Here is a 12,627-nt window from a genome sequence, read left to right as displayed (position 1 = left end):
CGTACATGCCAATTGTAAAATCAAAATATCATAGAAGGCCATGGTATTTTTTGAATGGTCACTTCGAGACCATTATTCCATCACTCTTCTTTAAAGTGGATGGCGTAAACTATCAGCGGGAGCGGCTGGAATTGGAAGATGGGGATTTCCTTGATTTGGACTGGGTGCGGGGTGATAATAAGCGATTGATTGTGTTAAGTCACGGATTGGAAGGAAGTGCAGACCGGCATTACATCAAGCGACCTGCCTGGTACTTTTCTCAGAGGGGCTGGGATATCCTGGCATGGAACAATCGAAGCTGCAGTGGCGAGATGAATCGCTTGCCCCGATTCTATCATCACGGAGCTACGGAGGATATTGCCGCGGTAATTGAGCGGGGACTTCAGGAAGCTTATGATGAGGTTGTACTTATCGGTTACTCCATGGGTGGAGGGATGCAGCAGAAATACCTCGGGGAAAGAGACCCTGATCTGCGAATAAAAGGCGCTGTATCATTTTCAGTCCCATGCAATGTGCAGGAGAGTGCCGAGCTGCTAAAAGTTGGTATCAATCGGATTTATGAAAACAAGTTCATTGTAAAGCTAAGAGACAAAATCCTCACGAAATCAGAATTAATTGACCTGCCAGTTGACATTGAGGTGATCCGAAAGGTGAAGAATTTCAAGGAATTGGATGAGAACTTCACCTTGAAGGTTCACCCTGAGTATGAGGATGCTAACGACTTCTATGCCCGCATTACCAGCGATCAGTTCTTGCCCAACATCAAAGTTCCCTTGCTTATTGTCAATGCCCTCAACGACCCGATGCTGGGTGAAAAGTGCTATCCAACTAAGCTCGCAGATTCAAGCAAAAACATCTTTCTGGAAATGCCTAAAATAGGTGGTCATGTCGGTTTCACTCTTCCGAAAGATCAGTGGAGCTATATGGAATATGCTGCGGATTCATTCATCAAAGAGGTCATTCCTTCTTCTCAAACTTCAACGAAACCCCATTGATACAGTACCTCAATCCGGTGGGAGCAGGACCATCCGGGAAGACATGACCCAGGTGACCATCGCAGCGGGCGCACAATACTTCCGTCCGTACCATGCCATAAGAGCGATCATCTTCTTCAGCCACATTCACCTCATTGATGGGCTCGTAGAAGGAAGGCCAGCCTGTACCAGACTTGAATTTGGTCTCTGAAGAAAACAGTGGGAGCGAGCAGGCAGCACAAACGAAGGTGCCTTCATCTTTGACATTTAGCAGCTCGCTGGTAAAAGCTCGTTCGGTTCCTTTCTCTCTAAGTACGTAATATTCCATTTCGGTTAGTTGACTCTTCCACTCAGATTCCGGTTTTTCAATTTTTTCAAATGGAAGCTCTTTGGATTCTTCTTTGCTGCTTTTCTGCTGGGCGCATGCTGCAAAGGACAAGGTGACAATAGAGATAACGATTAGATTTTTCATATTTCGATATACGTTATTCTCGCTACAGGTAGTTTCATGTAAGTATACAAACGTCTTAAGGGTGACTATTTAATGAAGCACCGCCAAATACTCCGTCCATACGCCAACTTCTTCCTTGTATTGCTTAGCCATCACTCTGGAAATTTGTACAATATGGTTCAAGTCGTGAACCGTCCAGGTGGCCAATAAGTTTTTCAAGGTCACCGACCCAAGGGCAGGGTGGGTGCCTTCGAGTTTCAGGTCTTCCTCCGTCAAATTGAATGATTGAAGCTTGGCGATATTCTGTGAACGAAGCACCGCAAACTCATCCAGCAACTGCTGTAGATTTTTTCCTTTACTATTTTCAAACTGAGCAAACCGATCAAAAGGTGTGAAATGAGTGCCGGATTGAGATAGGATGATTTCCGCACGAGGAATCCAGTCTGTGACTTCTCCATGGATCAGGTGGCCTACCACATCGTACGGACTCCAGGTATCCGGGCCTTCATTTGGAGCAGTCCAGTCTTTGGGCAGGCCTTCCAGCAATGCCTTTAGTACCGCAGGAGTTCTTTCCAGAACTTGGATAGATTTTGATAGATCGAATTGCATTGGATAAAGATAATGATCTTATGCTATGGTTTGTGTCTTTACAAACCTATCCTTCTTCGTTTCCTGGGATATGGATCGAGGCAATGTAAGATTCTTTTGAATCAAAAACGACATCTCCCAAGATCAACATGGGTATGGGATCTGTGTTCTCACGTCCAATTTCATTTCCAGAAACACAAGTCTCAGTCTCCTTCAAGAGAACCATCCGCATTATCTACCTTTCAAATATACCTTAAAGCGGGTTGGTGGGGGTGGTGTTTGTTAAGGTCTGTGCCGAAATCTTTATCGTTTGGAACCTCACCGACCCGGCCCCTCCTGTCATTTCGAACGAAGTGAGAAATCTTTACTTTCTCCGGCTGGAGGACTCCCCCTAACCCCGAAACGACGGACCGCCTAGGGGGGAACCTGGTTTTAAATTTCCCCCTTGAGGGTGATTGAGATGGAGGTGCTAAGCCGGAATCTCGATCATTTGGTTTTAGCACAAGCGGATGCTTGCCTTTAGATTAGCTTCAATAGAAATAGTTATACTTTCTAGGTAAACAAAAACAGTAGAGGTGAACTATCACGCGCGCTAAGCTGACGACTTATCTGGCGCATAAGTCCTCTACTGTCTTTTTGATTTGCATTAAATAGAATATTAGGCTTTGAGGCCTATTAAAGGCATTAATGAAATCATTTAAAGTTATGAAAAAGTATGAAACTGTAATTGGTATTGACGTTTCCAAGAGAACGCTGGATTTATGTATAAGCACATCTTCTGGTTCAGAGTCCCTAAGGATCAGGAATGAGAAGTCCGACTTTGAAAAATTAAGTCAATTGGTCAACGAACACACCCTGGTATGTATTGAGCACACTGGAGTTTACGCATTCCCAATTTGTGAATTCTTGGCATCCAGGAAAATAGTATACACACTCATTCCAGCTGCCCAGATAAAGAAATCTCTTGGTATACAGCGAGGGAAGAATGACAAAGCTGATGCTAAAGCCATAGCCAGATACGGGCTTCTCTTCCAGGAGTACTTGACCATAACTACCATCCCGGAAAAGCTCCTTCTGAAACTGAAGCTCATGTATGGTCAGCGTGAACGGTTGGTAAAGGCTAAGAACAGCATTGCCATGCCCGCTAAAGAATGCAATGAATTTATTGACACTCGATTGATGGTCGAAATAAACAAGTCAGCAGATAAAGCGATTTCAGTCTTAAAGGATCAGATCAGAAAGTTAGACAGTAAGATGATCGAACTGATCCAATCAGATAGTGGATTGAATGAAGCATTTGAGTTATGTCAGTCTGTTCCAGGAATAGGGCCTCAAATAGCAATCTATCTAATCATGACGACTAGGTCATTCACCAGTTTCAAAAACGCAAGGCAATATGCTTGCTATTCAGGTGTCGCACCTTTCGAATACTCCTCCGGATCTAGCATAAAAGGGCGGACCCGAATAAGTCATTTAGCCAACAAAAAAGCCAAATCACTTCTGAGTATGGGAGCCATAAATGCAGTCAGACATTACAGAGAGCTAAAAGCTTATTTTGATAGGAAAGTCAGTGAAGGAAAAAACAAAATGGCTGTAATCAATGCTGTAAGAAACAAGTTGATATCAAGAGTATTTGCTACTGTAGAACGAGGTACGCCATTCGTTCAACATGCAAACTACTGATCACAATAAAATACAATTAAGATTCCTTGCTATTATCATAGAATGCGCTAGAATGGGGGTTGAAAGGAGTATGGATGGGGATGAAGCGAATAAGCAGGTGTCATCCGTGGGGTGGGAGTGGCTATGACCCGGTGGAGTGACTTATAATGGAAATAAATTTAAGATGCTTACGGCGTTTATTAATCAATCCTTAATACATCTACACGAAAATCCATTTCGTTTGTTTGATGAATTGGAGCTCATATATCTTATTAATTCGGGATCTTCGGATCTGATGTGTCTACTAATCCCATGGTTAGAATCGAATCCTTCCTCAGAACTCCAGAAAATCGCACGCTCTCCTAAATAGGAAAAGTGCCCATTTGCAAAGTATGCCCAGCCTGCAGGTAAAGCAGAGAATCCTGATTCATTGGTTGCATCACTATTTGGAGAATCCCAATGATCTGTGCCCTTTTCTTTCATTTTCGCACCGGCGATACTTCCTCCACCCAGGTAAGCCGCCAAGGTATTCCACTCCTCATCGCTCGGTATGTGCCATCCTACCGGACAAAGCTTGCCCGTATTTGCAGCATACCAGTTGTAAAGAGGGCCGTATTCTGTTTCTGTGTAATCATACCAAGCATATGCTCCTGCTGTGTTTTCTTCCCATTCACTAATATTTGTTCCTGGATAATCAATAGGACTTCCATCATTATAAAGTGTTGCTTGTAGATTTTCTGCCATCCATTGCTGGGTTCCCAAGTGAATTGTTTTATATGTTTTTCCGTCTCTACTATCAGTCAAATCTTCACCTGGGATACTTATTCGTTCAATTTCTATTGTTAACGGAGTAAAATTGTGATTTTTAAGACTATCCTGAGTGAATGTATTGTTAAATGAATGGTAGCCCTCACTTGTTATTTCCAGCTCATAACTTTCTAACCCATCTTTAATTATAATGGGGTTGCCCGCAATGGCAATTAGATCTGATTCAAATTGATAATTGATTGCTGAAATAGACAATTTTCCATCTAAAAACGATTCTAGGTCGCCCTTCTCCGAGATATTGATCAAGAAACTAAAAACAGGCACCTCAGTAAGGTTAAACCCTACCAATCCAAAATCTTCAGCATCTAATCCATCAGTAGCGATAACTTCAACCAGCAACTCTGTCACTTCATTGCTGTTGACTTGAAATTGAATTGGTAAAGGATCACTCACATTTTGAGCCTGACTAGAACCTTCCATCGGAGCTATGTGAGTTACATTATTTTCAGAATCAATAAGAAAAAACTCAATTAAGTCGTATGATCCACTTGTTAATGAAATCTTCTCACTGATGAACTGACCATTTACTTCATAAAGATCAATGGTTTCCCGATCGTATTCAGTTGGTTCACCTTCAGATGTTTCAATGGTTATTAAGATTGAAACAGCATTTGCTAATGAACTTTCATTAATCCTGCCTGAATTGCCAGATTCTACTGATAAACTAAAACTAATTTTTCCAACTTCTTCAGAAGGTGAATTATCACTTGAGCAGGCAAAAAACAAAAAACAAAGGGCTAAAAGCGTGATGGTGGTTCTTAGAATGAAATGCATTTTAGAAATAGTTGTATTCCGCTAAGATGATTAAAGAATTTCATTAGTCATAAAATTCTTCAGGGTAGTTCTTCGCAATAAGATTAATCACATGATATGTAATACAAAAATTGTTCTTTCCTAACTTTTTGTGGTAGCAAAGTAGAAAGGACAATTACCTTAATTGTGAAAACTTTAACTTATTGTTAAAGTCCATTTTGATGCACTGATTTCGTAGATAAGAAAAGTTAACTTTATACTTATGAAAAAACTATTCACGCTATGGTGCATGGTGCTGCTCGGAGTTGCGGCATTTGCACAGACATCACTCACTAAGGAAGAGCGTAGCAAGGCTATCGATCATCTTAAAGACACTCAGGCCGAACTGCTAAAGACGGTAAAAGGGCTGAGCGACGAGCAATTAAATTTTAAACCGGACGCAGACACATGGTCCATTGCGGAATGTGTGGAGCATATTGCGGTGACAGAGGCAGGTCTTTTCGAGATTGTGAAGGGCACCCTTCAGGCCGAGCCTGACCCATCCAAAAGGGCTGAAGTATCTATGGCTGATGAGGACTTGCTAAATATCATCGAAAGCCGTGAGCGAAAGGTGAAAACCAGGCCTGAGATGGAGCCGGCAAATAAATTCGGTGGTTTTGATGGATCGCTCGAGGCATTCAAGGCGCAGCGTGCGGTCAACATGAAGTTTGTAAAGAGTACGGAGGACGATTTGCGAAACCGCTACTTTGATTTTCCGTTCGGCAAGGCGGATGCCTACCAGGTGATGCTTTTCATCTCCGGGCATAGCAAGCGCCACACCGATCAAATCAAAGAGGTGATAGCCAACGCAGACTTCCCTAAATCGTAAACTGAAAATTATTCTTTAATGCCGTCCCTTGCGGGGGACGGTTTTTTGGTATAAGTCATTCCATCTACTTCTTCAAGATTTACAATCAGAAAACAATTGATCCTCGTTTGCAAGGGCAAAAAACAATACCAAGCTATAAAGTCTCCACCTTACCACAACCTCCTCATTAGGAGGCAAAGCGTTTGATAGTGACTGGCACAAGACCGGGATAGGTTCTTAGCTAGACGATTTTGCCTGATTTATTCCGGCACCTTCAAAAAGGACAGGTTCAAGGAAGATGTGTGCTACCCCTCAAATAGGAAAATAAGTTTAACCTACACCAGTTCCGTCACATTGTCCAGGGTGCCCTCATACTTCTCCACTTCCACACCAAATTTTTGCAGGAAGTCCAACCCTTCATCGGAGGGGATGCCCTTGAATTCAGCGTAAGATTTCAGGTAGATCACCTTGCTGATTTTCATCGTGTAGATGATCCTGGCACAGGCGATGCAGGGGGAGAGGGTCACGTAGAGGGTGGCGCCTTCCACGTCCGTTTTGTTTTTCACGGCATAGAGGATGGCGTTTTGCTCGGCGTGCAGCGCCAGTGAACAGCTTCCTTTGGAGTCCCGGGGGCAGCCTTCCTCCGGCCATTCCAGGTCGCAGTTGTGTGTGCCGGATGGTGGGCCATTGTAGCCAATGGATATGATGCGGGTGTCTTTGGTGAGCACGGCACCCACATGTCGTTTGATACAATGCGAACGCTTGGCCAGGTTCACAGCCAGCTCCATAAAAATATCGTCAAACTCCGGTCGGTCCATACTGCGAAAATAACCAGCCCCAATGGAAATCGAACCAAATAAATAAAACCCTCGTTCGATGCGACAGTAGATTTTTATAATTGCCCTTAATAAAACCCAACAACATGCGCAGCGCACTGACCTTACTTTCCCTTTTTATGGCCGTTTCACTTTTCGCTCAGGAGCCCGAGCCCACCATGAGCTTTGAGGAGTACAATCCTACCTCCACGCTTGTGGTGCCGGAAAATCCCATCAAGCGAGCGAAATTTCCCTTTGTGGATATGCACAGCCACCAGTGGAACCTCACGATAGATCGCATAGCTACCCTCACTAAAGAGATGGATGAGTTGAATATGGGAGCGATGGTCAACCTGAGCGGGCGTGGGTTTGACCGGGAAGCCGGAGATATAGGCACACAGGAGTACCTGGCCGGGATGGTGCGAAGGGTAGAGGGGGAGGCGCCAAACCGGATCATCGTCTTCACGAATGTTTCATTCAAAAATATTGGCGAAAAAGGCTGGACAGAAAATGCCGTGAAGGAGCTGGAAGAAGATGTGAAGGCTGGTGCACGAGGATTGAAAATTTATAAGAGCCTGGGATTAAGCTATGAAGACACGGATGGCAATCGGGTGGCCATCGATGACCCACGCATCGACCCGGTCTGGGCGAAATGCGGTGAGCTGGGAATCCCGGTGCTTATTCATGCTGCTGATCCAAAATCATTTTGGGATCCGATGGATGGAGATAATGAGCGGTGGTTGGAACTGAAACTGCGGCCGGGAAGAAAAAGGGGGGATGATGATCCTGCGCCTTTTGAGCAACTCATCGCTGAGCAGCACAGCGTTTTTAAGAAGCATCCAAACACCACATTTGTAAATGCACACATGGGCTGGATGGCCAATGATCTGGATAAAGCCGGAGCACATTTGGATCAATATCCAAACGTGTATTTTGGAATCGGGGCGGTGATTGCAGAATTCGGCCGTCAGCCAAGGCGGGCGAAGGAGTTCTTCGAAAAATACCAGGACAGGTTAGTCTTTGGGAAGGATGCGTACAATCCGGAGGAGTTTTGGACGTATTTCCGGGTGCTCGAAACCGAAGATGAGTACTTCCCATACTACAAGAAATATCATGCCTTTTGGAGGATGTACGGGCTGGGCTTGTCTGATGAAGTGCTGAAGAAGGTCTATTACAAGAATGCCTGCAAAATCATTCCGGGTTTGGATGAGGGGCAGTTTGAGTGATCAAAGCAGCAAGTCACCCTGAACTTGTTTCAGGGTCAGAAAGCAGATGCTGAAACTAGTGCGGACGGCCAGTCACAGCATGACCTCAGGGTATTTTAATGCTCTTTAAATTGTCGCTTCTTGATCATTCCACCTTTGAGGTCTTTCACACTATTCATCACAATGAATGCCTGAGGGTCGATGGATTTTACTTCATTTTGCATGCGGCCTATTTCTAGTCTTGTAATCACCGAATATAATATCTCTGTTTCAGCCAAATCTTCCCTTTTCCCGAATCCACTTTTACCCTGGTAGATGGTGACACCTCGTCCCATCTTCTCAGTGATCATCAACCTCAATGGTTCACTGCGTTTTGAAATAATAATAACCCCTATATATTCTTCCACACCTTCAATCACGAAATCAACCGTTTTGGAGGCAGAGAGATAGGTAAGGATGGAATAGAGCGCAATCTCCATAGACAGGAGATAAGCTGCCGAGGAGAAAATGATGATGTTGAAAACCAGGATTAAATCACCGATGGTCAGTCCGGTTTTTCTCCCAAGGTAAATGGCCAGTACTTCCGTGCCATCCAGTACACCACCACCTCGCACAGAAAGGCCAATTCCAGCGCCGAGAAAGAAACCACCAAATACTGAAACCAATAGTTTATCAGAAGTGATTATTGGATAGTGGATGTAATTCAATGCCAGTGCCAATCCCAGAATTGCGATGATGCTTTTGATCACGAAAGACTTACCGATCTGGAAGTATCCCAAAACAATGAAAGGGATGTTGATCACCACGATCAAAATAGGTAGGGGGTAGTCCGTCAGCACCCGAGTCAAAAGTGAAATGCCCGTTACCCCGCCATCGATGAAGTCATTGGGAAGGAGAAATCCATGCAGCCCAAATCCCGCAGAAAGGATGCCCAGCGAGAGAAAAATCAATTCTTTGAACCATCTGCTTGCATTATCCTTTACAGCGATGGAATAGCGGGCAATCGTATAATCACTAATGCGCCTGGCCCTGCCACCAATGAGATTTTGTATGGATTTGAGTAAGCGATATACCGGCGTTGACTTCACTCTCTAATTGATAATTATTAATTGTCAATTATCAATTGCTTGCTTTATAATATTCCATCGCTTTGGGCATATTGGCTTTGAGGTCAGCTATACGGGTGTCATGCGAAGGGTGTGTGGAGACGAACTCCGGAGGTGCCTCACCACCGCTGTTAGCCGACATTCGCTCCCAAAATTTAGGTGCTTCTTGTGGATTGTATCCGGCCATGGCCATGAAATACAGTCCAAGTTTGTCTGCCTCGGATTCATGCTTTCTGGAGAAGGCCAAAATACCCAGTGAAGTTGCAGCGCCTGCACCTTGCATTATGAGCTCGGCAGGTATGGATGGTCCACCGCTTCCTCCTGTGAGGATGATACTCACAGCAGACAATCCAAACTGGGCCGCATAGCCTTGGCTGATCCGCTCCCGACCATGATTGGCAATGGCATGGGCGATTTCGTGACCCATTACTACGGCCACACCGAGTTCGTCCTTGCATATTGGCATGATGCCGGTGTAGAAAGCTACCTTGCCGCCGGGCATACACCAGGCATTGACAGTGCTGTCATTTTTGATCAGGTTGAATTCCCATTGGTAATCAGCCAGGTAATTTCCCTGACCCTGATCATTGAAATACTGCTCTACCGCCCGTTGAATCCGTGTCCCCACACGCTTCACCATTCTGGCCTCATCCGTACCGGTCACGATCTTGCTTTCCCGTTTCACCTGCTCGTATTGCTCAAAACTCATCGGAAAGATTTTGTCATTGCTTATGAGGGATAGCTGGGATCGATCACTCATGGGCACGCTGGAGCATTGAATGAGAAAAATGGCGATCAGGATGAATGTGAGGGAAGCAAATTTTCGCATGATAATTTTGAATTTTTATTGAAGTTAAACCATCCAATTAATAGCGTGAAATTGAATGTGATATTTTTATTGATAAGCTATTAACGAATGGTGTGCCAAAGATTATAATAGTATCAGGGCTGGCTTTTTCTGTTACAAGAAAAGGTGATTCAGGCTAGCTTCTCTTTCTCTTCGGGAGAAAGCCCAAGTTCACTTTCCAGAAGATAGGGCGAGGGTAGTTTGGAAAACATAATTGCCAGCACTAACCCAAGGGTGATCAAATGCAGCAGCTGACCATTCACAACCACCACCACCCCTGCGAACAAGGCAGCTCCTTCAAGCAGGGCCAAACGAATAATATGGCCTGTTTGATAAGTAGCAATTTTTTTGCCCAAATCTATACCCTCCACTTTTGCAGGTTTAATGGCTGACTTGAATAGAATGGGATAGATGCCCACGGCGAAAAGGAAATAGCCTGGTGAGAGGTAATCAAGAACTTCAATAGGTTCTCTTGTGTCAGAACCATCCAAGACCAGAAAGGCTGCCACCAGTCCCAAAAAGGCTGGCCCTGCCATTAGTCCCAGATGAATGATCTTGATGGTTTGAAGTTGAGCTTTATGATCTGGCATAGGAAGCAGGGATGAATTTGAAATAAAGTTAAGCCATTTCCTCCCATTTTTCCATGAGCGCATCCAGATCGGCTTTCTTTTGGTTATACTTGATGTTCACCTTTTCGTACTCTTCCGGATTGTCATAAATAGCCGGGTCAGCCAGTTGAGTTTCCAGGAGCTTGATTTGACTTTCAATTGACTCAATTTCCTTCTCCACATTTTTCAATGCTTTGGCAGCCTGTTGCTCCTCAGCGTTGGTTCGCTGCTTGGTATTCTCTTTCTTTTTGGTGGGTTTCACCTCCTTTGCGGAGGTTTCCTGCCCTTTATTGTTCTTGTTCCACCACCATTCAAATTCCTTATAAGTACCAGGGTATTCTTTGATCTCCTGATCCTCAATCCACCATATTTTGTTGGCTACCTGAGTGATAAAATGCCTATCGTGAGATACTAAAAGCAGGGTGCCTTCATACTGCTGCAGCGCCTGTACCAAAATACTCACCGACATCATGTCCAGGTGGTTGGTAGGCTCATCGAGCAGCAGAAAATTTGCTTCTGAAATTAGTGTTTTAGCCAAGGCTACCCTGGATTTTTCTCCACCCGAGAGTACTTTGATTTTCTTGAACACCTCATCATCAGAAAAAAGAAAACAACCCAAAACCCCGCGCAACTCCTGCTCGGTTTTCCCGGTTCCAGCTTGCTTGAGTTCTTCCAATAAGTCATTTTGAACATCAAGTGATTCCAACTGGTGCTGGGCATAAAAGGAGTTGATCACATTATGGCCGGTCTGCATTTTACCCTCGTGCGGTTCCGTACCAGCAACAATCCGGAGAAGCGTAGACTTACCTTTTCCATTGGCACCAATCAACGCAATTTTGTCTCCCCGCTCGATCCCAATAGTTGCATTGTTGAGTATTCTCAAATCTCCATAGGCTTTGGAAATATGCTCCAGTCTTTTCACATGCCTTCCGGATTTCGTTTTGAAATTGAACCGAAAGTTCACCTTCATGTTTTCATCAATCACCTCCTCCACACGATCCATCTTTTCCAGCATCTTCATCTTAGATTGTGCCTGGCTTGCCTTGGTGGCCTTTGCTTTGAATCGTTCGATGAATCGCTCAGCTTCTTTTATTTTTTTCTGCTGATTTTCAAAGGCATTTTGCTGAAGCTCATTGCGCAAGGCTTTTTCCTCCTCATAGAAGTCGTAGTTGCCGGAGTAGACGTTAAGATTGGCCTGTGTCACCTCCACAATTTTATTGACGGTGCGATTGAGAAACTCTCTGTCGTGTGACACGATGATGTAGGCTCCTTCGTAGGACTGCAGATAGTTTTCTATCCATTGGATTGAAGGCAAATCGAGGTGGTTGGTAGGTTCATCCAGCATGAGCAGGCTAGGCTTCTCCAGCAGTAGCTTAGCAAGCATCACCCGCATGCGCCAGCCCCCAGAAAATTCACTCAACGGACGGGAAAGATCGGCAGTTTTAAATCCGATACCTTCCAGGATTTCTTCCGCCCTGGATTGAAGGGTATAGCCTTCTGCAGCTTCAAACCGTTCCTGTAGTTTGGCCAGCTTATCCACCAGCTCATCCCGATAGTTTTCCTCCATTTCTTTGATCACCTTGTCAATCTCCCTTTGGATGGCAAGGGTAGAAGCAAAGGCCTGCATGGCCACCGAGAGTATGGAATCTTGCGTTTGAAACGAAAGCAAATCCTGATTGAGGAAACCAATGGTGGTTTCTTTGCTCATCGAGATCTTTCCCCCGGATGGCTGCACATCCCCCACCATCATCTTCAGTAGGGTGGATTTTCCTGTGCCATTTAATCCGATCAGGCCAATTTTATCCTTAGGGCCAATAAACAGTGATGCCTCATCGTACAAAGCCCGGTCGCCGAGATAGTAAGAAAGATTCGTGATATCAATCATGCGCGCAAAAGTAAAACGGTGTGAACAGGTTCAATAGTTTTTTGGTTGGAATAGTTAA

At 44.6% G+C, this 12,627-nt stretch carries 12 protein-coding genes and 1 pseudogene; 5 read left to right on the top strand and 8 right to left on the bottom strand.

Annotated elements, in window-relative coordinates:
• Nucleotides 1–5: 5 nt before the first annotated feature.
• On the top strand, nucleotides 6–995 hold the full coding sequence (locus RLN88_RS07415) for a YheT family hydrolase (protein ID WP_350220755.1): 990 nt from the start codon (nucleotides 6–8) through the stop codon (nucleotides 993–995).
• Here the strand turns inward: RLN88_RS07415 and msrB are convergent.
• On the bottom strand, nucleotides 958–1,446 hold the full coding sequence (msrB, locus tag RLN88_RS07410; RefSeq protein ID WP_350220754.1) for a peptide-methionine (R)-S-oxide reductase MsrB: 489 nt from the start codon (nucleotides 1,444–1,446) through the stop codon (nucleotides 958–960). The genes RLN88_RS07415 and msrB overlap by 38 nt on opposite strands.
• A gap of 69 nt (nucleotides 1,447–1,515) precedes the next feature.
• Nucleotides 1,516–2,034 (bottom strand): DinB family protein, encoded by a 519-nt coding sequence (locus tag RLN88_RS07405; protein WP_350220753.1) that lies wholly within the window; start codon nucleotides 2,032–2,034, stop codon nucleotides 1,516–1,518.
• A 684-nt stretch (nucleotides 2,035–2,718) separates the two neighbouring features.
• On the opposite strand from RLN88_RS07405, the gene RLN88_RS07400 reads away from it, so the two are divergent.
• Together RLN88_RS07400 and yidD are read left to right on the top strand one after the other, a co-directional pair.
• Nucleotides 2,719–3,696 (top strand): IS110 family RNA-guided transposase, encoded by a 978-nt coding sequence (locus tag RLN88_RS07400; protein ID WP_350220752.1) that lies wholly within the window; start codon nucleotides 2,719–2,721, stop codon nucleotides 3,694–3,696.
• Nucleotides 3,697–3,755: 59 nt separating this feature from the next.
• Nucleotides 3,756–3,836 (top strand): annotated as a pseudogene (yidD, locus tag RLN88_RS07395) (membrane protein insertion efficiency factor YidD); the annotation flags it as partial.
• Nucleotides 3,837–3,879: 43 nt separating this feature from the next.
• Here the strand turns inward: yidD and RLN88_RS07390 are convergent.
• The gene (locus RLN88_RS07390; RefSeq protein WP_350220751.1) at nucleotides 3,880–5,277 is read right to left on the bottom strand and encodes a fibrobacter succinogenes major paralogous domain-containing protein; all 1,398 of its coding nucleotides are present in this window, start codon (nucleotides 5,275–5,277) and stop codon (nucleotides 3,880–3,882) included.
• 241 nt (nucleotides 5,278–5,518) lie between these two features.
• Between RLN88_RS07390 and RLN88_RS07385 the strand changes: the two genes are divergently transcribed.
• On the top strand, nucleotides 5,519–6,124 hold the full coding sequence (locus RLN88_RS07385) for a DinB family protein (RefSeq protein ID WP_350220750.1): 606 nt from the start codon (nucleotides 5,519–5,521) through the stop codon (nucleotides 6,122–6,124).
• Nucleotides 6,125–6,438: 314 nt separating this feature from the next.
• Here the strand turns inward: RLN88_RS07385 and RLN88_RS07380 are convergent, their stop codons facing one another.
• The gene (locus RLN88_RS07380) at nucleotides 6,439–6,921 is read right to left on the bottom strand and encodes a deoxycytidylate deaminase (protein ID WP_350220749.1); all 483 of its coding nucleotides are present in this window, start codon (nucleotides 6,919–6,921) and stop codon (nucleotides 6,439–6,441) included.
• 104 nt (nucleotides 6,922–7,025) lie between these two features.
• Here RLN88_RS07380 and RLN88_RS07375 point away from each other — a divergent pair, with 104 nt between their 5' ends.
• Entirely contained in the window at nucleotides 7,026–8,144 is a 1,119-nt protein-coding gene (locus RLN88_RS07375) for an amidohydrolase family protein (protein ID WP_350220748.1), read from the top strand.
• A gap of 95 nt (nucleotides 8,145–8,239) precedes the next feature.
• Here the strand turns inward: RLN88_RS07375 and RLN88_RS07370 are convergent, their stop codons facing one another.
• The 4 genes from RLN88_RS07370 to abc-f all read right to left on the bottom strand — a co-directional run bounded on the left by RLN88_RS07370 (nucleotide 8,240) and on the right by abc-f (nucleotide 12,569).
• Nucleotides 8,240–9,211: a YitT family protein gene (locus RLN88_RS07370; RefSeq protein WP_350220747.1), complete on the bottom strand. Its 972-nt coding sequence runs from the start codon at nucleotides 9,209–9,211 to the stop codon at nucleotides 8,240–8,242.
• A 31-nt stretch (nucleotides 9,212–9,242) separates the two neighbouring features.
• Nucleotides 9,243–10,058 (bottom strand): M48 family metallopeptidase, encoded by an 816-nt coding sequence (locus RLN88_RS07365; protein WP_350220746.1) that lies wholly within the window; start codon nucleotides 10,056–10,058, stop codon nucleotides 9,243–9,245.
• Between the two features lie 149 nt (nucleotides 10,059–10,207).
• Nucleotides 10,208–10,666, bottom strand: coding sequence for a hypothetical protein (locus RLN88_RS07360; protein WP_350220745.1), 459 nt, complete (start codon nucleotides 10,664–10,666; stop codon nucleotides 10,208–10,210).
• Nucleotides 10,667–10,694: 28 nt separating this feature from the next.
• The gene (gene abc-f, locus RLN88_RS07355; RefSeq protein ID WP_350220744.1) at nucleotides 10,695–12,569 is read right to left on the bottom strand and encodes a ribosomal protection-like ABC-F family protein; all 1,875 of its coding nucleotides are present in this window, start codon (nucleotides 12,567–12,569) and stop codon (nucleotides 10,695–10,697) included.
• Between the last annotated feature and the right edge of the window lie 58 nt (nucleotides 12,570–12,627).

The sequence above is a fragment of the Ekhidna sp. genome (assembly GCF_040223195.1).
Taxonomy (GTDB): Bacteria; Bacteroidota; Bacteroidia; order Cytophagales; family Cyclobacteriaceae; genus Ekhidna.
The sequence above is the reverse complement of the archived record's forward strand: the minus strand, read 5'-3'. Positions and strand labels throughout refer to the sequence as shown.

Coding starts and splice junctions, on each gene's coding strand:
- RLN88_RS07415 (WP_350220755.1), top strand. CDS start 6: ATGCCAATTGTAAAATCAAAATATCATAGAAGGCCATGGTATTTTTTG.
- msrB (WP_350220754.1), bottom strand. CDS start 1,446: ATGAAAAATCTAATCGTTATCTCTATTGTCACCTTGTCCTTTGCAGCA.
- RLN88_RS07405 (WP_350220753.1), bottom strand. CDS start 2,034: ATGCAATTCGATCTATCAAAATCTATCCAAGTTCTGGAAAGAACTCCT.
- RLN88_RS07400 (WP_350220752.1), top strand. CDS start 2,719: ATGAAAAAGTATGAAACTGTAATTGGTATTGACGTTTCCAAGAGAACG.
- RLN88_RS07390 (WP_350220751.1), bottom strand. CDS start 5,277: ATGCATTTCATTCTAAGAACCACCATCACGCTTTTAGCCCTTTGTTTT.
- RLN88_RS07385 (WP_350220750.1), top strand. CDS start 5,519: ATGAAAAAACTATTCACGCTATGGTGCATGGTGCTGCTCGGAGTTGCG.
- RLN88_RS07380 (WP_350220749.1), bottom strand. CDS start 6,921: ATGGACCGACCGGAGTTTGACGATATTTTTATGGAGCTGGCTGTGAAC.
- RLN88_RS07375 (WP_350220748.1), top strand. CDS start 7,026: ATGCGCAGCGCACTGACCTTACTTTCCCTTTTTATGGCCGTTTCACTT.
- RLN88_RS07365 (WP_350220746.1), bottom strand. CDS start 10,058: ATGCGAAAATTTGCTTCCCTCACATTCATCCTGATCGCCATTTTTCTC.
- RLN88_RS07360 (WP_350220745.1), bottom strand. CDS start 10,666: ATGCCAGATCATAAAGCTCAACTTCAAACCATCAAGATCATTCATCTG.
- abc-f (WP_350220744.1), bottom strand. CDS start 12,569: ATGATTGATATCACGAATCTTTCTTACTATCTCGGCGACCGGGCTTTG.